This is a genomic window from Bacillus sp. ISL-4 (genome assembly GCF_018613275.1).
Taxonomy (GTDB): domain Bacteria; phylum Bacillota; class Bacilli; order Bacillales; family DSM-1321; genus Peribacillus; species Peribacillus simplex_E.
Genome location: NZ_JAGGQN010000007.1, coordinates 257,280 through 279,077, shown reverse-complemented (window position 1 = coordinate 279,077; position 21,798 = coordinate 257,280). Strand labels below are relative to the sequence as shown.

Sequence of the window (21,798 nt, the reverse complement as noted above, 5' to 3'; positions counted from 1 at the left end):
GGGTTAAAAGTCATCATGTACAAATTAAAAATGGGTATTATCGGTGCTGGCGGAATTGCCCAAAAAAGGCATATCCCAGCTTTTCAAAAATTTCAAGATAAAGTGGTTTTATACGCCATTCAGGATATAGATGAAATGAAGGCGCGAGAAGTGGCGCGTGAATTTCATATCGAGAAGGTTTTCACCAATTATGAGGAAATGTTTGCCGAAGTGGATGCTGTTACGATTGCAACGCCAAACAAGTTCCATGCGGAGATTTCCATTGCTGCTCTGCAAGCGGGTGTACATGTGTTATGCGAAAAGCCAATGGCCATTACAACTGAGGAATGTTTAGCAATAACCGAGGCTGCAAACATATCGGGAAAAGTTTTATCGACAGCTTATCATTACCGCTTCATGAAGGAAGCCCAGGCTGCAAAGAAAATGATTCAGGCCGGTGAAATCGGTGAACCATATGTAGCGCGTGTACAGGCAATCAGACGGCGAAAGGTCCCTGGCTGGGGAGTGTTTACAAGCAAGGAATTGCAAGGCGGGGGAAGCGTGATCGATTACGGCTGCCATTTGCTTGATTTGGCTTTATGGCTGATGGATGACCCAGAACCGATTGAAATCGTAGGTTCGACATATAATTATGTCAGTAAGGGTGTCGATCAAGTCAATTTGTGGGGAAATTTCGATGCCTCTGTATTTGAAGTGGATGACCATGCCACTGCATATATCAAATTTGCCAACGGAGCATCTCTATTATTCGAAACATCTTGGGCAGCGAATATCCGTGAAGAAGCAACTGTTTTAAGTTTATCCGGAACGCAGGGCGGACTTGATGTGTTCCCGCTGGTCTTGAATCAGGCTAAGCATGGCATGCTTTTAAATAGTGAGGCAGTATGGATGCCAGGGGAGGATACACCAGACCTGCAGCAGGCAGAAAACTTTATTAATAGCTGCCTAGGGTTGGCAGAACCATTGGTAAAACCATCGGAAGCCATGAAAGTTTCGAAAATAATCGAAGCCATTTATCAAAGCTCGGCAAGTGGGAAGGTCATGAGCATAAATTAATGAAAAGGTGAGGTGGGGCTTGTGAAATTAGGGATTTTTACAGTGCTATTTGCTCAAAAATCATTCGAGGATATGCTTGATCATGTCGCAGATTCCGGATTAAAAACAGTTGAAATCGGTACAGGCGGGTATCCAGGCAATATCCACTGTCCGCTCGATGAACTGCTGGAAAGTGAAGAAAAACGCCAAAAATACCTCGAAGCCGTTCAAACAAGAGGATTAACGATCAGTGCATTCAGCTGCCACGGCAATCCAATCTCTCCAGATGAAGCATTCGCTAAAGAAAGTGATGAAACACTGATTAAAACAATCAAGCTTGCATCCTTACTGAACGTCCCGGTAGTCAATACCTTTTCTGGTACAGCCGGTGATCACGAAGGAGCTAAATATCCAAACTGGCCTGTCGCCCCATGGCCGAATGAGTATACAGATGTGCTGAAATGGCAATGGGAAGAAAAGTTGATCCCCTATTGGAAAAAAGCAGCCGCCATTGCCGATGAGCACAATATAAAAATCGGTCTTGAACTGCATGGTGGCTTTCTCGTCCACACACCCTACACCTTGTTAAAACTGCGGGAAGCTACATCTGATGCAATAGGCGCCAACCTTGACCCAAGCCATCTTTGGTGGCAGGGCATCGAACCAGTCGGGGCCATCAAAATTCTAGGGAAAGCGGGAGCAATCTATCACTTCCACGCAAAAGACACATACTTGGATCAGGATAACATCAATATGTATGGTTTAACCGACATGCAGCCATATGGAAATATCCAGAGCCGTGCCTGGAACTTTCGCTCTGTAGGATGCGGCCACAGCCTGCAAGAGTGGTCCGACATTATGAGCGCCCTTCGCACATACGGTTACGATTACGTCGTCAGCATCGAACATGAAGATCCGCTGATGTCAGTTGAAGAAGGATTCCAACGGGCTGTTACCAATCTGAAAACTGTACTCATCAATGAAAGCCCAACTGATTTATGGTGGGTATAATTTGTAGCCCATAACGAGCAGCCTAATGCAGGTTGCTTTTTATTTTGGCCCTTACTCGTGAAAAAGTGGAATTCACGAGTAAATGAGCAAAATTCACGAGTAAAAGTGCGAAACTCACGAGTAAAAGCGTGAAACTCACGAGTAAAAGCGTGAAATTCACGAGTAAAAGTGCAAAATTCACGAGTAAAAGTGCAAAATTCACGAGTAAAGTGGAATTCACGAGTAAAAGCGTGAAATTCACGAGTAAAAGTGCAAAATTCACGAGTAAAAGCTTAAATTCACGAGTAAAAGTGCAAAATTCACAAATAAAAGCTTAAAATTCACGAGTAAAAGTGCAAAACTCACGAGTAAATCAGCAAAATTCACGAGTAAAAGCGTGAAACTCACGAGTAAAGTGGAATTCACGAGTAAAAGTGCAAAACTCACGAGTAAATCAGCAAAATTCACGAGTAAAAGCGTGAAACTCACGAGTAAAGTTGAATTCACGAGTAAATGAGCGAAATTCACGAGTAAAAGTACCTAAATAAGAATAAAATAGCAAATTATTGCTGAAAATTCTTCTGAAATAAAAAAGAGATGCTCCCGGAAATCTGGGGCATCTTCTTTATCATCTTTGCCTTGGAGTATAATCCAATTCCTTAAATAGTTCCGTCAATTCATCCTCGGTTAGATCACGCCATTGTCCGATCGCCAGTCTGTCCAGATGGATGTTCATGATCCGGATTCGATGTAAATCACGGACTTCGTACCCAAGTGCGGAGCACATACGGCGGATTTGTCTGTTCAGTCCTTGCATCAAAGTGATGTTAAATGTATATTTGGTCAACTGTTCAACCTTACATGGGAGTGTTTTCGTATCCAAAATCTCCACTCCGGATGACATATCTTTAATGAAGGAAGCGGTAAGTGGTTTATCCACGGTTACGATGTATTCTTTTTCATGTTTGTTTTCTGCACGAAGGATTTCGTTTACGATGTCTCCATCATTTGTAAGAAGGATCAGACCGCTTGAGTCTTTGTCCAGCCGTCCGATATGAAAAATGCGAAGCGGATGATTTACAAAATCAACGATATTCCCTTTTATGTGTTTTTCCGTAGTACTTGTAATCCCTATCGGTTTATTCAGTGCAATATAGACATTTTGCTGTTCCACTTTTATCGGCTTGCCATCTACACGAACATCATCACCGGGTTCAGCTTGACTGCCGAGCTCAGCTACAGTTCCATTAATCGTCACACGGCCCTCGGCTATCCATTTGTCTGCGCCTCGTCGCGAGGTAATTCCGGATTCACTGATATATTTATTGATCCTCAACTAAAGCACACCTTTACATTCAGATTTTCTTCTTTAAAGGATAACGTAAATCATGGTGCATAGACAAGGGGAAAAGACAAGAAAGCATAGTTGGTGAGAATTACTGAATGTTCTTTACATGTTCTTCGTGAAATCTGCCGGATATTCCTATTTCTTTTTGCTTGTCAGGTAGACGCCACTGAAGACAAATAGACCTCCCAGGATTTGGACGATGGTAATAGTATGACCCAAAATCAGGCTAAGAATGGCGGTAAATACAGCTATCAGATTTAGATAAATTCCAGTCTGGCTAGCATTGATATGACGAAGGGAAATATTCCAGAAAATAAAGGAACCGACAGACGGGAAGATTCCAATATATAAGAGCCCCGTGACGGCTTCACTGCTTAAATCAAGGTTCATTCCCGAGCCAATGGCGAATGGAGCGACGAGAATCAAACCGAGAAATACGGAAACGGCAGTGGCTGAGATGATCGGAATGTCTTTCAGTTTTTTACCGATTATTGAATAAAAGGTCCAAACGAGAATCGCCAGGATCATCAATAAGTCGCCTTTATTGTAAGTGAGCTGGAAAATATCCAGAAGGTGTCCTTTTGTCAAGACCAATAAAACGCCGAATAAAGATATGATGAGTCCGAGTGCATGGAGGGATGAAATTTTCTCCTTTAACAGCCAAGCGGAAAAAAGCACAATTAAGGCAGGGTTCATGGAATTGACAAGAGCGGCATTCATGGAAGTTGTATAGGTCAGAGCCCAATAAAGGAAAAAATTATAACTGATGATTCCGAGCACACCCATGACTAACAGCAATCTCCATTCTTTCCATACACTCTTCCAATTTGGCTTTTCAATCCATTGGGCTAAAGGAAACAATAAGAAAACGGCTATTAGCCATCGCGTAAATGTTAGTTGGATCGGGGAAAGTTCGGTCACAACGTATTTTCCGAAAATGTAATTGCCGGCCCAAAACAAATTTGCCAAGATAAGAAATAAAATAACAATAGATTTTTTCATCAGACTGCCTCTTCCTTAATTGGTGGAATATTCACTAAATATATCAAAACGGAGTACCTAAGCAATATAGCGAGCCTAGTAGTCAATTTTTATACAAGGATGAACCACAGAGCAGGATAAATAAAAAAAGGCCGTTCAACTTGAGCTGAACAGCCTTTTTATGTTAAGCGAAAATGGCACTGATTTCGGCAATTTCATCCATGGTTAAATCGACATCCAATGCTTGTAAGTTACGTGTGACCTGTTCTGGCTTTTTCGCTCCGGGAATCAGTACATCTATCGAGTGCCGAGTTAAATACCAAGCTAGTACGACATCTGCGACATCGGTATGCTTCCTGTTGGCAATCGCCCGGACTTCTTCCACTTTTTGCAGGTTGCTTACAAAGGCTTGTCCTTGGAAAAGCGGACTTTTTGCCCGGCCGTCCTCGAATGTTGATTCCTGATTATATTTGCCGCCGAGCAGACCGGAAGCAAGGGGGAAATAAGGAATGAAGGAAATATTATTTTCAGCTGTATATGGCAGCAGGTCTTGTTCTGCCTCCCGTTTGAATAGATTGTACTCGGATTGCAACACATCGACATAGCCGTCTTTATTCGCTTCCTTTAATTGTTCGAACGAAAAGTTCGAGACGCCGATCGACTTGATTTTGCCTGCATCCTTCAATTCCTTTAAGGCACCTACCGCTTCATCTTTAGGGGTATCCTCATCAGGGAAATGGATATAGAATAAGTCGATGTAGTCCGTTTGGAGCCTTTTTAGACTCGATTCCACAGCATTTTTCAGAAAGGCCGGAGAGTTATCAAAGACGATGTTGCCATCGGCAAATTTATGTGCCCCTTTAGTGGCAAGGACTATGTCCTCGCGTTTGCGACTCTCTTTAAGGATTTCACCGATAAGTTCTTCTGAACGCTCAGGACCGTAAATGTAAGCTGTATCCCAAAAGTTGATTCCCTCTTCCAATGCCGTTCTCAAAACATCCCTTCCTGTATCCTCACTTAGATTAGGGAACAGGTTATGTCCGCCAATTGCATTCGTGCCAAGGCCAATCGGATTTACATACAGATCTGTTTTACCAATACGGGTTTGCTTAGACATATTACTTATCATCTCCTTTGACCCCATCATAACAAAAAGTGGATGTCGATTTCCAAAATAAAGCAGTGCAGGCGTGTACAAAATAAGCAGATGACCCGTAAAATCACCTGCTTACTTCATTATTATAGTGTTTCGATTTCCAACTCTTCAGCTCGAGCCGTTTGTCCAAATTGACTGAGAAGCAAACCAAAGGCTGTACCGACGAGAGCGGGGATGATCCACTCCATTCCGTAGGCAGAAAGGGGAAGGACAACACTCAACGTTTGCACGGGTCCTAATTCTAAGCCGAAAGCATTCAGTCCATCCATCAAGGCGAAAACTCCTGTGAAAATCATTGCACTGCGATAAACCTTCTTCGGGTTTTTGAAATGACGGCTGAAGAATGTCAGGACAATCAGGACGATGGTTAACGGATAAGCCATCACAAGGAATGGTACAGATACTTTTAAAATTTGATTCAGACCCATATTTGAAAGGATGAAACCGACGATTGTTACAATCAGAATGACGGTTTTATAGTTCAGCTTGGGGAAAAGTTTCGAGAAATACTGTCCGCAAGCAGTCGTCAACCCGACGACGGTGGTGAAGCATGCTAAAGTGAAAATGATGCCGAGAAGGACCTTCCCGCCAGTTCCAAGTAAAAGGGTGGATGCGACAGTAAGGATATCCGTTCCGTTTTCGAAGGATCCATCGGCTGCCATGCGTGCTCCCATTACACCTAATGAGATATACACTAAAGAAAGCAAAACACCAGCGATGAGACCAGCTTTTACTGTATATCTCGTCAATTGTTTTCGTTCGGAAATCCCCCTTTGCTGGATTGAAGTCAGGATGACGATTCCAAAAGCCAAGGCAGCTAGTGCATCCATCGTGTTGTAACCTTCAATGAACCCTTTCGAAAATGCTCCTGCAGCATATGCTTCGGTTGGGGCTTGGAATGGAGCATCAAGCTTTACGAACCCAACGACACAGAGAATGACCATGGACAGAAGTAGAACGGGTGTAATCCAGCGTCCCATGAAGGTTTCCATTTTTTCTGGATTCAATGAAATGGCATAAGCCGTGATGAAAAATATGGTTGTGAAAATGAATAGGAATAGTGATTGATTCATTGAGTCGCCCAAATACGGCTTGAAGCCCATTTCATAGGCAACATTCGCATTTCTTGGAATGGCCAGAAAAGGCCCGATGCTTAAATAGATGACCACCATGAACAACGTGCTGAATAGAGGATGTACACGGGCCCCGATAGTTTGTGCCCCGCCTTTAACAAGTGAGACTGCAAGAAGCACCAAAATTGGCAGGCCGACTCCGGTTACAACAAAACCGGCAATGGCTGGCCAGAAGGAAGTTCCTGAAGATGCGCCCAAAAATGGAGGGAATATGAGATTCCCCGCTCCGAAGAACATTGAGAAAAGCATAAGGCCGATAAATAATGTGTCTGTTTTTTTCATGGTGATTTCTCCTTTTTTTTAAAAATGATAACTCTCGCCGACTGGCCTGAAAAAGGCTAATTAAAGTGTTTTGTGCAAATAAAAAACTCGCCCCTGAAAATCAGGGACGAGTTTGTGCTCGCGTTACCACCCATATTCCGCACTAAAAAAAGCTGCGGCACTCAGTCAACGTACGTATTCATACGTGATCCATTGTAACGGCGGAAACCCGTCAAAGCCTACTGCATTTTCAGCTTTGCATCTCAGAGATGATTTTCGGATAGGCCTTGGACATCGACTTCCACCACATGTCGACTCTCTGTGGAACAGGGTTCTCATCTTACTCTTTCTCTTCATAGATTTTTTAATATATAGACAATTTAGCAAATTCTGATTATGAAGTCAATATAATTTATCATTAATCCTTTTAAAGGAGTAGGAAATTAGTCCCCCATTGGCGAAACTTCCTATATCCAGAGGATATTTTCAAGAAGAATAGGATATTACTCCCTATTATCTTTCTAATCGCAACTATATTATAATAGAAGGCAGAACACTAAAGGAGACAACAGTATGTCTGAAAATAAAAAATTAAGCCTGGCGGATGCAGTCAAACAAAAACTGGCTCAAAAGCAAGCGGGATCAAGTAAAGATAAATTGGAAACAGGCGTTGTGAAGAAAACGAAACAGCTTAAAAGCCAGTTGACCAAAAAGCCGAATAACCAACGTAAGCGTACAGGGGTATAATCCTAATTTGTCAAAGGACAACGACTGTTCGGAGCTTATCAGAGAGCAGTTACCTTTTATGAATGAGGGTACTGCTTTTTTATATGAACGAAAAAAATGGGAATTTAGTAATGGACGAGGTAAAGTGATTATTTTTTATTACCGTTTTTAGGTAGTTGAAGGGCTGGGCTTCTGGTAATTTAGAGGTATAAAGAATGGTTCGCCCAGCTCTATCTGATATGTGGTAAAACTAGAAAAAACATATTTTCTCGAATATGGAAATGACATTTCTGTATCGGTTTATTAAAAACATTACAGTTCCATTTGTTTCTGTTTTAAAATTGTAAGAGTGGTGACATGTTGTTACCATATTGTTTTGCTAAAATAATATTTTAAGGTTTTGTAAATGACTTTTTAACTAAAGGAACCTATAGATTGAATGTTAGGTCTACTAGAATGCTTATAGAATCAGTGATTATCCTTTAATTGAAAATATGAAATATATCGGGGGAATAAAGATGGACGAACGGCTGATCGGAAAAAAATATTTTGAAACGATGATTGAGGATACAAGGAAGCATCCGATTCAAGCTTTGGGTGAAATGTTTCTCGTGGAACAAAAAAAGGAAAGAGCGGATTTAACCGCAATTCGATTTGCTCAAGGAGAAGTATATTTTCAGCATCATGACTATGAAGCAGCCATTTTTAAATGGGAGAACATAGAAGGGGAACTTGGTTCATGGGCGAAGAAAAACATCGCTGATGCTTACTTTGAACTGGAAATGTACTCTACCGCAGAGGATATCTATAAATCCGTCAATACGGATGAAGCGGTCTTAAAAACAGAGGTTCTTTTGCAACTTTTTTCGCTGTACATAGTGGAATCGAGAAATGACCTGGCTTCCAAAGTCGTGAAAGAAGCAGTCGAGTTTCAACCGGATTACCCGAATGTCACGGAAATCGCACGCGCCTTTTTTGAAGAACAAAAGGATTGGAACAGTGCAGTGGTATTAGCGGCTAATGAAAGTATCCGTACAGAATCAGTGGGCTGGTTCGATGTGCTGAAGACGTATATCCAGCAGGGTGTTGCCCAATCGATTGATCCGGATTATTTTTCAACTGTCCTTGGTTCGCTTTACACACTCGACCAGGAACGTTTCGAAAAGGTGACGGTTGCCCTTTGGAAAAATTATAAATATACGGATTCTTATTTCGAATGGCTAAGAGTGATTAATAACTTGATAGATACCATCGAATTGAACCATGCTGATGTATGGGATGAGCTTTCCGTCTATTACAGGGATGCATATGCAGGTCTTTTAGAAGGAACGCACCTAATCAAAGATTTAAGTCCTGTCGTGCCAAGGTTACTGGAAAACTGGCTCAAAATCGCAGATGGGGAGCTCTCGCTGTTTGCGGCGGCATCCGCGTTGTCCTGGAATGAAATCTTCCCGGATACAATCAATGCGCTGGTCATTCAGGATGCAGAAAGCCTGTTGGCGAAATCGCCTAAATTAGGAGGCGGACTGGAAGCGGGAGAGAAACTGTTCAATTCCATTATCCAGTGGGCTGAAGATAATGATTTAATGGTTGGCAATAAGCTTAAATGGATGGTCGAGGGGCTTAAGGATACCGATAATTTCAATCTTCTTCTTGTAGGGAGTACAGGAAATGGCAAGACATCCTTCATTCAGTCAATTGTTGGCGAGAGCATTGCCGCTGAAGATCATTCGTCATTAGTCAGTGTCAAAGACGGGGATGATTTGGAAATCCTTGAAATTACCGATACAGATAGAAAGGTTGTCATGGAGCTAACTGAATTAGATGAAACACGCCGCCAGCGCGGGACTATTGTTGATGTGACAATCATAAGTGACTACCTAAGAAATAATGGTCTGCGATTATTGGATACACCGGGGTTCAATGGGGAAAAAAGCGTGGAATCGGATTTCCAAGGCTATTTACATGGCAGTGATGGACTGATGTTCGTTCTTGACGCCCGGGCGCCTTTCACCGGCAGCGAACGGGATCTGTTATTGGAAATTCAAATGATGGCTCCGAAACTGCCAATTCATTTCTTATTAAATAAAATGGATACGATATACAGTGATCAGGTCGCAGTCCGGATGGAAGACGAAACATGGGATAAAGTGAATGCATATTTCCCGAATGCGAAAGTATTCGCTTTCTCCAAACTGTATGATAGCAAGCAGCAATTGAAGGACCTTTCAGCCTTCCTTCAATCGAATTATCAAGAGGATAATTGGAAGGAAAGAAGATCTGAAAAAATCCTTGCATTCATTCGTAAAACTTTATCTTATCTGTTAGAAAAACGGGCAGCCAATGAGCGGAAATGCGAGCATTCCATCTCTTGGAATGAACAGATGGAAGTCAAACTGAATGGGGCGGTCAATCAACTGGCTGATTTGGAAAAAGAAAAAAGTGAAAATATCATAAGGTCGTATCGTCTGCTTAAGGATGAAGTGAAAAATCAGCTTTCTTCTAAAATTCCTGAATTACTGAGGGATTGCTCTAAATCATTAACGGAAAGCAGTGATTTCAGTCAGGTCCATGTGCAGTTAAACCAAGAAATGAATGAGCGGATTCAAAACTTCATTTCTGATAAGATCATGCCTCAATATTACCGTTCTCTTCAAGACTGGATTGCCAGTTCCCAAATGGAGTTCTCACAAAGCCAGCAGTTTATGGATGAGATGAGTGCCGGATTCAATGAATTATACAAAGAAGAACGGATTACGCTTGCTGGTGACTTCAGGGTATTGGATGACTGGCGCCGTGATGCCGATCGGATGACAAGTAGTATCCGCATCGAAAACGTTAATATCCTTTTGCGCAGGACTCCATCACAATTGCTGCTTAAAGGAGCAGGGAAGCTGTTTGGGGCGATACCGCAAAATAAAGCCAATATGTACAATCGTTATAAGAAATATCTGGAAAGTGAAGATTACTTGGATGTTGCGGAAATGATCACGGAACGTTTCCTTACCCAATTTGGATTGTTTGAAAAATCTTTGGATCGGGACATCGCACTTTTCTATCGCAGTTCATTTGCCTTACTTCAAAAAACGATTGAACAAACGCAGACCGAGATAAAAGACTTCCAGGCTGCATTGGAGCATATGAAAGAAAATCCGGAAGTTTACCGTGACCCGATCACTTTGTTTGAAGTGAAATTAAGGCAGTTGGAGAGGCTTGATAAAATCGAGAAAAAGCGTCTAGCCCAGCTTCAAAGGAAATAAAAAATAACGGGGAACATTTCAAATATTCAAAAATCTATTGACTTTACGACTATATCCCTATAAAGTGATAATTACGAAAACGTAACACAATATATCTCTTATCAAGAGTGGCGGAGGGACTGGCCCTAAGATGCCCAGCAACCGTTCCATTAGGAATTGGTGCTAAATCCTGCAAAACAGAAATGTTTTGACAGATAAGAGAGGGACAAGTCTGCAAAACAGCCGATTAAACCTCTCTATATTAGAGAGGTTTTTATTTTGGGATTTACACCGACTTAACTGATAAGACTAATTAGAAAACATGGAGGGAAAACAAGATGAGAAGGTCTATTAAAGGGATATGTATTTCAGCCATCGCTTCAGCTTTGCTTTTAACGGGTTGCTCTACTGGGGAGAGTTCCACAGAATCGAAGAAAGAAGAAAAAGTATCATTTGAAAATGTACCGGAAAGATTTGCAGATGGGGATGGTGCCAAGATCAAAGTGATCCGTAAAATTGGCGGTGATGATCATACGGCCCAATACTTGGCGGGGGCGAAGGAAGAAGGAGAAGCACTGGGATTTCAAGTGGATACATATACAGCCAATGGTGATACGGCTAAATTTCATGATGCGATAGCGCAGGCTTTGGAGGAAGATTACGACGGCTATATCATTTCCCATGGTGATGATGCAGCAACTGTGAATGACGTTCAAAAGTTGGTTGATGCAGGTAAAAGCGTTGTCACGTTCGATTCAATAAGCGATCTATCTAAAATAGATGGTGTGACATTAACTTCACAGGATGATGAAGCGTTGGCAACCCTGGCTTTTGATAAACTGATAAAAGAGCAGAAAGGTGAAGCGGCAATTGCATATCTTTGGGTGGATGGTTTCCCACCAATGGTAAGAAGAAATGCAGTCTATCAGGAAAAACTAAAAGAAAATCCTGGGATTAAAGAAGTCGAAAGATTCGGAGTGGCATCTGCCGATACTTCGGTTCAGACACAAAATGCTGTAGCCGCAATGCTGAATAAATACCCTAAAGGTAAATTGGATGCCATTTTCGCAACATGGGATGCCTTTGCCATCGGTGCAGCCCGGGCAATTAAAGAAGCGGGCCGAGATGAAGTGAAGATATATGGTATTGATGTATCTAACGCAGATCTCCAGGAAATCCAATCGGCTGATAGCTCATGGTCCTACACGGCAGCAGTCGATCCCAAGTTGATCGGTGCAGTGAATATGAGGATATTGGCTAAAAAATTGGCGGGCGAAGATACGCCGCAAACCTATGACTTAGAGGCTTCACTTATTTCACAAAAGCAGATCCAAGCTTCAAAAGAAGCGGTAAACATGGCAAATCTGTCTGGTATTGTCGATGGATGGGGTGCCTCCACGGAATTTGAAGAAGATTGGATGAAAGTTTTGAAGGATCATTATAAAAAGTAAAAAAGAGACACTCTCTTTCCAGTGAAGGGGGTGTCTGTTCAATAAGGGGGAATGGACATGGGCACGCAACTAGAAATGAAGAAGATTTCGATTGAATTTCCGGGGGTGAAGGCGCTGAGTGAAGTTGATTTTTCCGTACAATCAGGGACAGCCCACGCATTGGTCGGTGCAAACGGAGCAGGGAAATCGACGTTAATGAAAGTTTTATCGGGAGCCGATGTTCATTATTCAGGTGACATTTTTATTGATGGGATGAGGCGGGATATCCGCTCGCCAAAAGCGGCTCAGGAACAAGGCATTCAAATTGTTTATCAGGAAGTGGATACAGCCCTCATCCCTTACTTAACGGTTGGGGAAAATGTAATGTTGAATGATATGGTCCAAAACATGGGAAAAAAACAGAGGGTCCAATGGAAAGAGCTGCACAAACAAGCCTCTCATATTCTTGAAGATATGAACATTCGTGTCCCTTCGAAAAAGCTGGTAAGAGACCTTACCTTGGCAGAAAAACAGATGGTCCTGATAGCAAGAGCCGTTTCGACAGAATGCAAATTCCTTATTCTCGACGAGCCAACTGCTCCGTTAAGTCATACGGAGACGACAGAACTTTTTCGAATTGTAAATGAATTAAAGCAAAAAGGCGTGGGAATCATTTTCATTTCACATCGTCTGCCTGAGATTTTTGAAATCTGTGAGGAAATTACGATCATGAGGAATGGGGAGCGTGTCACTTGTCGAAAGAAGGGGGACATAACCCGTAACGAAGTGGTAGAGAATATGCTCGGTAAAGCCATGGATGACCAGTTTCCAGAAGTCAATGCTTCGATTGGAGACGTCATTCTGGAAGTGAACGGATTGTCAGATACCGAGAAAGTCAGGAATGTCAGTCTGAATATTAAAGCAGGCGAGATAATCGGCTTGGCAGGGTTAGTCGGGGCGGGAAAAACGGAACTCTGTAAAACCCTTTTCGGTCATACTTCGATCACAGCGGGGGAAGTAATCCTGAATGGTCGAAGGCTTTCTTTGAAATCACCGCACGAAGCAGTAAAAAGCGGTCTGGCACTTGTACCTGAGGAACGCAGGAAAGAAGGGGTCCTCGTTCAGGAATCAGTCTCGGCGAACTTGACCGCAGCCAGTCTCGGCAAATTCTGCAAGACGTTCAGCTTCGTGGATCGTAAGGCGGAAAAGGAAAAGGCGAAGGAAATGATCGCAAGTCTCGGCATTAAAACTCCTTCAGGGGAAGCGAATGTCGAAAACCTTTCAGGTGGTAACCAGCAAAAAGTTGCCATCGGAAAATGGCTTATGGCCGATGCGGATGTATACATATTCGATGAACCAACGAAAGGGGTCGATGTTGGAGCCAAGAAGGATATATTCGAATTGATTGCAAAGCTTGCAAGGAATGGGAAAGCGATCATTTATGCATCATCCGAGCTTTCCGAAATCATTGGCATTACCAACCGGACATATGTGTTATATGACGGGAGCACTGTCATCGAATTAGAAACGAGCAAAACGAATGAAGAAGAACTACTATTCTATTCAACAGGAGGAAAATAGGATGAGCATACCCATTCCTGTTACACAGACAGCGAAAGCGAAGAAGAAGCTGGAACTATTCGACTTTTTCTATAAATACGGCACAATATTGACGATTATCATTCTGATTGGAATTTTTGCCGTGTCCAATCCATCTTTCATTCAAACGAATAATCTGATCAACATCCTGCGTTCCATTTCAATCGTGACCATCATTGCGATCGGCATTACGATATCCCTGACCGTGGATGGCTTCGACCTTTCCGTCGGCTCCGTCGCATCATTGGCCAATGCCATCGTCATATCAATGTTTGTCTGGTTTTCGCAGGATACATTAATCGCCATATTTGCTGCGATCGGCGCCTCACTTGTCGTAGGAGCTTTGAATTCATTCATGATCGTTAAATTGAGAATTCCCGACATGCTGATGACATTGGCTACCATGTTCATTATCCAGGGAATTGCCCTTACTTATACAAAAGGGGCAACGGTTTCGCAAAATATGGTCATGCCCGACGGGACATTCGCAACAGGACTGATCAGCCCATTTTTCGCCAAAATTGGCCAGGTACCATGGATAATCCTGATCATGGCAGTCATTGTGATTGCGACCCATATCTTTTTGACTTATACGAAGCACGGTCGTTATATGTACATTATTGGGGGAAATAAGGAAGCGGCGAGACTTTCCGGGATATCGGTTAATAAATACAAAATCCTTGCCTATCTGCTTTCAGCTCTATTAGCTGCAATCGGGGGGATTGTCCTAGCTTCAAGGGTCATGACATCGGAAATCAATTCAGGGTCCCCCTATTTAATGGATGCCGTTGCAGCAGCCTTCATTGGTTCCTCCGTTTTAGGAGCGGGAAAACCGAATGCATTTGGAACCTTTGTCGGTGCAGTCCTGATCGGAATCCTTCAAAATGGTTTGATCATGATGTCCGTTCCGTATTATGCGATGGATATCGTCAAAGGAACAGTGCTGGCCCTTGCGCTCGCGGTAACCTATTACAAACAAAAACACTAAAATGAATTCGTTACGTTAATCTACAAGAAAACTATCATTGGGATTGTTGATTATTGATAAAGATCCTGTTGGATATGCAACAGGATCTTTCCTTTTTTAAAAGGGACGGGTCATGGATATAAATTTACGTAACTTCATCATTTTACTTAATAATAATGAACTCTTTTTACTTTCGCTAAAATGGGGGCAGGAGGACCTTTTGCTCCCTCATTGTTGGAGTATAAACAGTGACCACAAAAAGTAAATTTTTATAGGGAACTTACTTTACCTTTTAATAAAATTGATAATGATCTATTGTAAAGTATGAACATTCATATCCTACTTATCTAAAGGAGAGTGTAAACTTATGCGTGAAACCTGTGTTCCGACTGGCGTGAAACCAAATGACACTGGCTTTGGATATACGTTGTCCTTAATAGGCGGTAAATATAAAATGATCATAATGTATTGGCTGTCTGAAAATAAGGTTATGCGGCATAATCAGCTGAAGCGAAGTATCGGTACCATTTCCTTTAAAACACTAAGCATCATGTTAAAAGAGTTGGAGGCAGACGGCCTTATCATACGCAAGGAATTTCCCCAAATACCCCCAAAAGTAGAATATTCATTATCTGAACGTGGTTTATCTCTCATTCCATTATTAAATTTGATGTGCGAGTGGGGAGAAAAAAACAGTTTGCCAGCTCAGGAGACTGTACAGCCGTAGGTGTAGCTATTTTGATTAATTCAAAAGAAGTATTTCCCTAACAAGGAAATACTTCTTTAATGAAACTGCCTATTAAAGGTTGTCGACAAAATTCAAATAATCTTGTGCACTATTTTCCAATTCGCTTGCGGACGGCTCATTTTCAGCACCATAAAACGCAAAGAATGAACGATAATCTGCATTGCAGTATAGGAAGGTAGTTTCAAAGGGAGATAATAAATGTTCAAGTGTATAGCGATATCTTCCCTCTTCACTAAAATCAACTTTGTTAATTCCGGCAGATACAGCTAAAGCAGCTTTGCGATTCTTTAATTTATCGCCTCCATTTGAACCATAAGCCCATCCATAAGTAAAAACATCGTCAAGCCATCTTTTTAGGAGAGGCGGACAATTAAACCAATAAAAAGGGAACTGTAAAACAAGATTACTATGTGATTCGATTAATTGCTGTTCTTTTTCCGCATTAATGTTTCCGTCAGGGTAAACCTTATTCAATTCGTGTACTGTATACTTTTCCGGATACTTCCTGAGCTCTTCTACCCATCGCTTATTTATTACGGATGTTTCTAGACTTGGGTGTGATACGATAACAAGAGTTTTCAAAGATTTCTCCTCCTTAATTATTATTTATCTTAAGTATAAAGTGCACTCTGCAAGTACGTAAGTATGCACTTTTAGTATAGGTACTTACCTAAAGGAGAGTGTTAAATCAGGTATAAGTCTTTAAAGAGATTAGAAAAGAATGAATGGATTTCTTTTTACTGGGGGGGTGAGCAAGGACCTCGTTCTTTGTCGTTCAGCTCTTTTCCTTTTGGTCTAAAGTGACCGGTAGTTGCATAAGATTTTTTTTACTTTATAATTAGTACCAGGTATTAATATCAGTTATAAAATTGATGCAATTCATAACACGAGGTGGTTATTTTATGTTCAAATCCAAAGCACGTATTACTGCGATAGGTTCTTATGTTCCAGAAAAAAGGTTAACAAATAAGGACTTAGAGAGAATGGTTGAAACCAATGATGAATGGATTGTTAAACGTACTGGTATTAAAGAGCGAAGAATTGCACATGAAGAAGAGTTTACTAGTGATATAAGTTATAAAGCTGTAAAGGATTTAATGGAACGGTATGATAAATCTGTCGAAGATGTTGATATGATTATTGTCTGTACCTTTACACCTGATTTTAACACTCCAAGTGTAGCTTCTTTAGTCCAAGCAAAGCTAGGTATTAAGAATACTGGAGCTATTGATTTAAACGCAGCTTGTGCAGGATTTACTTATGGGTTGCATGTAGCTAATGGATTAGTAACATCTGGTTTAAATAAGAAAGTTCTTGTTATTGGAGCTGATACTTTATCTAAAATTATGGACTATGAGGATCGAGCCACTTGTATTTTATTTGGAGATGGTGGAGGAGCAGTTCTTGTAGAATATGATGAAAAACAGCCAAGTTTTATTTCTTCACATTTATATTCGGAAGGAGAAGGCGGAAAAAATTTATATAGTACAAACCTATCGACACGTATAAATGGTGAAGACTTGAATAATAGTGGTAACCTTGTTCAAAATGGACGTGAGGTTTATAAATGGGCTGTTACTACTGTTCCAAAAGGAATGCAAACTGTGATGAAAAATACTGATTTTCATTTGAATGATGTTGATTGGTTCGTTCCGCATAGTGCAAATTTAAGAATGATTGAGTCAATATGTGATAGAAGTGGCTTTCCAATTGAGCGTACTTTATATAGCTTAGTGGAGTATGGAAATACTTCTTCAGCAACCATACCATTAGCTTTAGATCAAGGAGTAAGTGAAGGAAAGCTCAATAATGGTGAGAAGATTTTATTATATGGTTTCGGTGGTGGGTTAGCACAAGCAGGATTGCTTATCAATTGGACCCTATAACACTTTTTTCTGCTACTGATCAGCCGCTTTGTTCTTATTGATATAAAGGGTCAGTTTAAGTTAACTAGGATACTAAAATAACAAAAGACACCGTACTAATAGGTATGGTGTCTTTGACTTATCTTAAGGGATTTCAAAATCTCCAAATGGGCGGAAGTCGTCTTTAGTAAGAAGTTTGGGTTGGTTAGTGATAAGTGAACAGTGAAAAGGGCCAAAATATCATGTTTACTCCTATATGTAGTGGGAATGCTATTTACAGTAAATATCCCTGGGATTTGAGGAGGAAATTTTAACATGCTTGATGCTAAGACCATAGAAATCGTTCAATCAACAGCACCTGTTCTAAAGGAACATAGTAAACCAATAGGAAAGAGATTTTATGAAATACTATTTTCAAAAGCTCCTGATTTGTATAACCTTTTTAACCAAACGAACCAAAAAAGAGGAATCCAACAGGAGGCCTTGGGGTATGCTGTCTATGCTGCAGGTGAACATATTTCGAACCTTGAAGCGATAAAACCGGTAATTAAAAGAGTTACTGAGAAACATCGTGCCATAGGGGTCAAGCCTGAACAGTATCCGGTTGTAGGTGAAACGTTGCTTCAAGCAGTTAAAGATGTGTTGGGTGACACAGCCACAGATGAAATCATAGAGGCATGGGGAAAGGCCTATGGCTATATTGCCGATGCCTTTATTGATATTGAAAAAAACCTTTATGAGGAAACAGAACATCAGCCTGGTGGATGGGAAGGATATCGAAACTTCAATATCGATAAAAAGATAAAAGAAAGTGATGTGGTAACCTCCTTTTATCTAAAGCCTACAGACGGAAAACCCATTGCCTCCTATCATGCTGGGCAATACTTAACACTTAAGGCTGAAATTCCTGGCGAGAAATATACGCACATACGCCATTACAGTCTTTCGGATTCACCTGGTAAGGATTACTACCGAATTAGTGTTAAACGTGAAGATGCCCATGGAGATGCCCCATCTGGAATTGTATCTAACTATTTGCATAAACAGCTGCAAGTTGGAGATACGCTGCAATTTTCTGCTCCTGCAGGTGACTTCGAACTGGATAACACCGAATTACCCGTTGTTCTAATTAGTGGGGGTATTGGAATTACACCTTTGCTTAGCATGTTAAATACCATTATAGAAAAGCAACCACAACGTCAGGTTACGTTTATCCATGCAACAAGCAATAGTCAAACACATGCTTTTAAAGATCATCTGCAACAAATAGTGAATGAACACCAACATATAAAATCATATGTAGTCTATGGTGCACCAACAGAAGCCGATCGAGCCTCTGGACATTTTGATAAAGAAGGATACGTGGGTTTAGACTTCCTGCAATCTATCGTTCCATCAAAAGAAGCTAATTTTTATTTCTGCGGACCTATTCCTTTTATGGAAGCAATCAATGAGGCCTTGAATAAATGGAGTGTATCGAAAGACCATATTCATTATGAAGTATTTAGTCCACTCGCTATTTTAGGAGAAAAATAAGTAAACTAAATTTGTGAATAAAAAGGGTCTTTCATTGAAGTGAACCCAAAAAGTTAGGCACTTGCAGCCTTGAGGACATGAACCTGGTAATCTACCGGGCTCATGCCTTTTAATTTTATCTTGATTCGTTGATGATTTTAGTAATGGAAATATTCTTCTAGTTCTTGTTGAGATGCTTCATGTCTTTTTTGTGCAATAGATTTAGGTTTTTTTTTCCTTAATGGTATAAAGTAAAAAAACTGCACCTCAAATTGTTAGTTGGTGACTAACGATTGGGGTGCAGTTCATTTTAGGGTTCTCTGTTATCCGACACTTGAAATTAAGTTACTTAACATTTTTCTCGGAAGCGTCTGTATTCTCTATCGAACCATTCTCTTGTTTATTTATTGCATTTTCAGCGATATTCAACTTTTTTCTCATTGGGAAGTAATACAAGACAGCTGGGACAACTAAACCAATAATCCAAGCGATATCTGCCCCTTCAAAGACCTTGGCTATCGGTCCTACATAGAATGATGTATTTATAAAAGGGATTTCCGCCAAGATTGATACAAGAAATGCCATACAGGTAATCCAATTTATTTTCCCATATTGACCGTTCACATCAAAAATATCTTTTACATTGTAACGGCCATGTCGCAGCAAATAATAATCAACAAGATTAATGGATGTCCAGGGAATTAAAAAATAACTAATAAAAAAGATGAAATTCAAGAAAAAGGATAGAAAATTACTCTGACCCAGTAAGCACAATACGGTTCCTGCAACTGTTACACAGAATATCATTCCTATTCTAACTTTCGGTGTGACCTTTAATTTAATGAACGGTTCAATTGTCGTTATCGTTGCCATGAATGCCCCATATAGGTTAAAGACATTTATAGCAAGCTGTCCAAAGATGATTATAAAGAACATGATTAAAGCAAAATTTCCAAACAGGCTGGCCAAATTACCGCCAGAGTGATCAAGGAAGTTAGGAATGGCTATGGTTAAGGTTGCGCCTAATGTCATCATCCATATAGTCCCGATGACTGTGCCAGCGTAACTATACCAAAATGTATGGGCAGTGGGTGTGGTTATCGGTAGATAGCGAGAATAGTCTGCAACGTAGGGGGCATATGCCAATTGCCAAGTAGCAACCATACTGACCGCCAGCAAAAACACTGGTAAATCCAAATTCCCCATTGCCCAACTACCTGCCGGAACTTGCAATTGGAAGACTATATATGTAGCTACAATATAAATACAGAGAGACGCCCAGGACAATAATTTTTGCATTTTATGAATTAAGTTATAGCCATAAATGGTGGCCACGAAACAAAGTACATTTAACAGTATTATGCTCCATGTTTGGTCGATTTTTGTTAAGCTGCTTAAGGTTTGCGCTGCAAGCAAACCGCTGCTGGCAAAGAAACCTAAATAGACAAACATAACGAGAAACAAGGGGAAAATGGCTCCGATTACACCAAATTGAGCTCGGCTTTGGATCATTTGCGGAATTCCGAGCTGAGGTCCTTGAGCTGAATGGGAGGCCATGAAAATGGCGCCTAATAAGGTACCGACAATTATTGCAGCCAGACTCCAAAATAAATTAAGACCTAATGTAATGGGCAATGCCCCAGTCACAAGGGTGGTAATATGCATGTTTGCCCCAAACCAAATTGGAAATAAATCACGGGCCTTGCCATGACGTTCATCTGCCGGAATATATTCTATACTGCGAGTTTCAACTTTCATCAATTTACCCCCTATCAAATTCGGTATACTACCATGTACCATGCAAGCTTATTTTATAGAATCACTATAATTGTAAGCGTATACAGATGTCAATATTTTCAGAAAAAATAATTTTTTAGGGAATTACCCTAAATGATCAGTTCATTCATCTAGTAAATTTCAATAAATCAGATTAATTATTAGATTGAAAGATTGAGAATATGAAACTCTTGTTTGAAAATTATGGAACAGTGTATCTACGAATAAAAAATAAAATTTTATATTTTTTGAATTGACAGTCTATTTAACATGACCTATAATTGCACTTATCAAGAGCTTGCATGGTACATGGTACAAACTTTTAGAAGGAGGGGCTTTTCATTACAGCTATCTTAACGTTGGGGATTACGGCTCAGGTTACGAACGCCATACGCGAATCAATAGTAACTGGAGAATATGAACCAGGACAAAAATTATCGGAAACTGTTTTATCTGAATATTACAAAGTTAGCAGAACCCCTATTAGGGAAGCATTTAAACAGTTAGAAAGAGAAGGGCTAGTCGAGATCATTCCAAGAGTTGGAACGTGTGTGACCAAGCCAACTGAAAAGGAACTAAATGAGTTATTTACTTTAAAGGAAGTAATGGAAGGGCTTGCAGCGGGTTTGCTTGCAGAAAGCGGCGGTGCTGAAGACATTAATAAACTTAAGCAAGCGGTGTCCGACATGGAAATTGCTATACAAACTTCGGATAAAAAGCTATATGTCGAGGCTAATGATGTTTTTCATTCAGTCATTCAAGAAGGCGCCAATAACTCTAAATTAAGTTACATGCTGAATTTGCTGCTCAATCAAATACCTTATAGACAGTATGTCTTTTTAACCATTGAAGATCCGGTTCGCCGTGAGAGATCACTAAAGGAACATCAGGCGGTCTTGATAGCCATAGAAAAAGGCAATCGGGAGGAAGCGGAGAAGGCAATGCGAGAGCATGTAAAAGCAAGTGGAATGCAGCTTAAGATGGACATAGCAAAAAAACTTGGTCAAAAAAAGTGATATGAGGGGGAAT

At 40.8% G+C, this 21,798-nt stretch carries 19 protein-coding genes, 1 riboswitch and 1 other annotated feature; of the genes, 11 read left to right on the top strand and 8 right to left on the bottom strand.

Features of this window, described 5'->3' with window-relative positions:
- Positions 1-15: 15 nt before the first annotated feature.
- Positions 16-1,056 carry a Gfo/Idh/MocA family protein gene (locus J7J00_RS04720; RefSeq protein ID WP_034305944.1) on the top strand — a complete coding sequence of 347 codons (1,041 nt, stop codon included), beginning with the start codon at positions 16-18 and terminating at the stop codon, positions 1,054-1,056.
- A 21-nt stretch (positions 1,057-1,077) separates the two neighbouring features.
- Positions 1,078-2,046, top strand: coding sequence for a sugar phosphate isomerase/epimerase family protein (locus J7J00_RS04715; protein WP_214787996.1), 969 nt, complete (start codon positions 1,078-1,080; stop codon positions 2,044-2,046).
- 22 nt (positions 2,047-2,068) lie between these two features.
- Here J7J00_RS04715 and J7J00_RS04710 read toward each other — a convergent pair whose 3' ends face one another.
- From J7J00_RS04710 to brnQ, 6 genes are all read right to left on the bottom strand, one after another.
- Entirely contained in the window at positions 2,069-2,308 is a 240-nt protein-coding gene (locus J7J00_RS04710; RefSeq protein WP_214787993.1) for a hypothetical protein, read from the bottom strand.
- The gene (locus J7J00_RS04705) at positions 2,305-2,553 is read right to left on the bottom strand and encodes a hypothetical protein (RefSeq protein WP_214787990.1); all 249 of its coding nucleotides are present in this window, start codon (positions 2,551-2,553) and stop codon (positions 2,305-2,307) included. Before J7J00_RS04705 ends, J7J00_RS04710 begins: the two co-directional genes overlap by 4 nt.
- 100 nt (positions 2,554-2,653) lie before the next feature.
- Entirely contained in the window at positions 2,654-3,361 is a 708-nt protein-coding gene (gene rluF, locus J7J00_RS04700) for a 23S rRNA pseudouridine(2604) synthase RluF (protein ID WP_214787987.1), read from the bottom strand.
- 147 nt (positions 3,362-3,508) lie between these two features.
- Entirely contained in the window at positions 3,509-4,375 is an 867-nt protein-coding gene (locus J7J00_RS04695) for a DMT family transporter (protein ID WP_214787984.1), read from the bottom strand.
- Between the two features lie 163 nt (positions 4,376-4,538).
- Entirely contained in the window at positions 4,539-5,471 is a 933-nt protein-coding gene (locus J7J00_RS04690) for an aldo/keto reductase (protein WP_144527863.1), read from the bottom strand.
- Between the two features lie 122 nt (positions 5,472-5,593).
- Positions 5,594-6,925 carry a branched-chain amino acid transport system II carrier protein gene (gene brnQ / locus J7J00_RS04685; protein ID WP_214787981.1) on the bottom strand — a complete coding sequence of 444 codons (1,332 nt, stop codon included), beginning with the start codon at positions 6,923-6,925 and terminating at the stop codon, positions 5,594-5,596.
- Positions 6,926-7,024: 99 nt separating this feature from the next.
- Positions 7,025-7,270, bottom strand: a binding site (T-box leader).
- A 207-nt stretch (positions 7,271-7,477) separates the two neighbouring features.
- On the opposite strand from brnQ, the gene J7J00_RS04680 reads away from it, so the two are divergent.
- The 6 genes from J7J00_RS04680 to J7J00_RS04655 all read left to right on the top strand — a co-directional run bounded on the left by J7J00_RS04680 (position 7,478) and on the right by J7J00_RS04655 (position 15,592).
- A complete protein-coding gene (locus J7J00_RS04680; RefSeq protein ID WP_164468807.1) occupies positions 7,478-7,651 on the top strand; it encodes a hypothetical protein in 174 nt (57 codons plus the stop codon).
- Positions 7,652-8,148: 497 nt separating this feature from the next.
- The gene (locus tag J7J00_RS04675) at positions 8,149-10,890 is read left to right on the top strand and encodes a GTPase domain-containing protein (protein ID WP_286201171.1); all 2,742 of its coding nucleotides are present in this window, start codon (positions 8,149-8,151) and stop codon (positions 10,888-10,890) included.
- 95 nt (positions 10,891-10,985) lie between these two features.
- Positions 10,986-11,091: riboswitch (SAM riboswitch) on the top strand.
- Between the two features lie 116 nt (positions 11,092-11,207).
- A complete protein-coding gene (locus tag J7J00_RS04670) occupies positions 11,208-12,320 on the top strand; it encodes a sugar ABC transporter substrate-binding protein (protein ID WP_214787978.1) in 1,113 nt (370 codons plus the stop codon).
- Between the two features lie 57 nt (positions 12,321-12,377).
- Positions 12,378-13,880, top strand: coding sequence for a sugar ABC transporter ATP-binding protein (locus J7J00_RS04665; RefSeq protein WP_214787962.1), 1,503 nt, complete (start codon positions 12,378-12,380; stop codon positions 13,878-13,880).
- Between the two features lies 1 nt (position 13,881).
- On the top strand, positions 13,882-14,886 hold the full coding sequence (locus J7J00_RS04660; protein ID WP_214787959.1) for an ABC transporter permease: 1,005 nt from the start codon (positions 13,882-13,884) through the stop codon (positions 14,884-14,886).
- Positions 14,887-15,232: 346 nt separating this feature from the next.
- Complete coding sequence (locus J7J00_RS04655) at positions 15,233-15,592, top strand: winged helix-turn-helix transcriptional regulator (RefSeq protein ID WP_214787956.1); 360 nt, start codon at positions 15,233-15,235, stop codon at positions 15,590-15,592.
- Between the two features lie 72 nt (positions 15,593-15,664).
- Here J7J00_RS04655 and J7J00_RS04650 read toward each other — a convergent pair whose 3' ends face one another.
- The gene (locus J7J00_RS04650; protein WP_214787953.1) at positions 15,665-16,195 is read right to left on the bottom strand and encodes an NAD(P)H-dependent oxidoreductase; all 531 of its coding nucleotides are present in this window, start codon (positions 16,193-16,195) and stop codon (positions 15,665-15,667) included.
- A 320-nt stretch (positions 16,196-16,515) separates the two neighbouring features.
- On the opposite strand from J7J00_RS04650, the gene J7J00_RS04645 reads away from it, so the two are divergent.
- Together J7J00_RS04645 and hmpA are read left to right on the top strand one after the other, a co-directional pair.
- Positions 16,516-17,499, top strand: a complete 984-nt coding sequence (locus J7J00_RS04645; protein ID WP_214787951.1) for a ketoacyl-ACP synthase III — start codon at positions 16,516-16,518, stop codon at positions 17,497-17,499.
- A 294-nt stretch (positions 17,500-17,793) separates the two neighbouring features.
- A complete protein-coding gene (gene hmpA, locus J7J00_RS04640) occupies positions 17,794-19,014 on the top strand; it encodes an NO-inducible flavohemoprotein (protein ID WP_214787947.1) in 1,221 nt (406 codons plus the stop codon).
- Positions 19,015-19,338: 324 nt separating this feature from the next.
- Here hmpA and J7J00_RS04635 read toward each other — a convergent pair whose 3' ends face one another.
- On the bottom strand, positions 19,339-20,751 hold the full coding sequence (locus tag J7J00_RS04635; RefSeq protein WP_214787944.1) for a purine-cytosine permease family protein: 1,413 nt from the start codon (positions 20,749-20,751) through the stop codon (positions 19,339-19,341).
- Positions 20,752-21,128: 377 nt separating this feature from the next.
- Between J7J00_RS04635 and J7J00_RS04630 the strand changes: the two genes are divergently transcribed.
- Entirely contained in the window at positions 21,129-21,785 is a 657-nt protein-coding gene (locus J7J00_RS04630) for a GntR family transcriptional regulator (RefSeq protein ID WP_286201170.1), read from the top strand.
- Positions 21,786-21,798 lie beyond the last annotated feature (13 nt).

Coding starts and splice junctions, on each gene's coding strand:
- J7J00_RS04670 (WP_214787978.1), top strand. CDS start 11,208: ATGAGAAGGTCTATTAAAGGGATATGTATTTCAGCCATCGCTTCAGCT.
- J7J00_RS04690 (WP_144527863.1), bottom strand. CDS start 5,471: ATGTCTAAGCAAACCCGTATTGGTAAAACAGATCTGTATGTAAATCCG.
- hmpA (WP_214787947.1), top strand. CDS start 17,794: ATGCTTGATGCTAAGACCATAGAAATCGTTCAATCAACAGCACCTGTT.
- J7J00_RS04655 (WP_214787956.1), top strand. CDS start 15,233: ATGCGTGAAACCTGTGTTCCGACTGGCGTGAAACCAAATGACACTGGC.
- J7J00_RS04660 (WP_214787959.1), top strand. CDS start 13,882: ATGAGCATACCCATTCCTGTTACACAGACAGCGAAAGCGAAGAAGAAG.
- J7J00_RS04675 (WP_286201171.1), top strand. CDS start 8,149: ATGGACGAACGGCTGATCGGAAAAAAATATTTTGAAACGATGATTGAG.
- J7J00_RS04695 (WP_214787984.1), bottom strand. CDS start 4,375: ATGAAAAAATCTATTGTTATTTTATTTCTTATCTTGGCAAATTTGTTT.
- J7J00_RS04720 (WP_034305944.1), top strand. CDS start 16: ATGTACAAATTAAAAATGGGTATTATCGGTGCTGGCGGAATTGCCCAA.
- J7J00_RS04665 (WP_214787962.1), top strand. CDS start 12,378: ATGGGCACGCAACTAGAAATGAAGAAGATTTCGATTGAATTTCCGGGG.
- J7J00_RS04680 (WP_164468807.1), top strand. CDS start 7,478: ATGTCTGAAAATAAAAAATTAAGCCTGGCGGATGCAGTCAAACAAAAA.
- J7J00_RS04635 (WP_214787944.1), bottom strand. CDS start 20,751: ATGAAAGTTGAAACTCGCAGTATAGAATATATTCCGGCAGATGAACGT.
- brnQ (WP_214787981.1), bottom strand. CDS start 6,925: ATGAAAAAAACAGACACATTATTTATCGGCCTTATGCTTTTCTCAATG.
- J7J00_RS04645 (WP_214787951.1), top strand. CDS start 16,516: ATGTTCAAATCCAAAGCACGTATTACTGCGATAGGTTCTTATGTTCCA.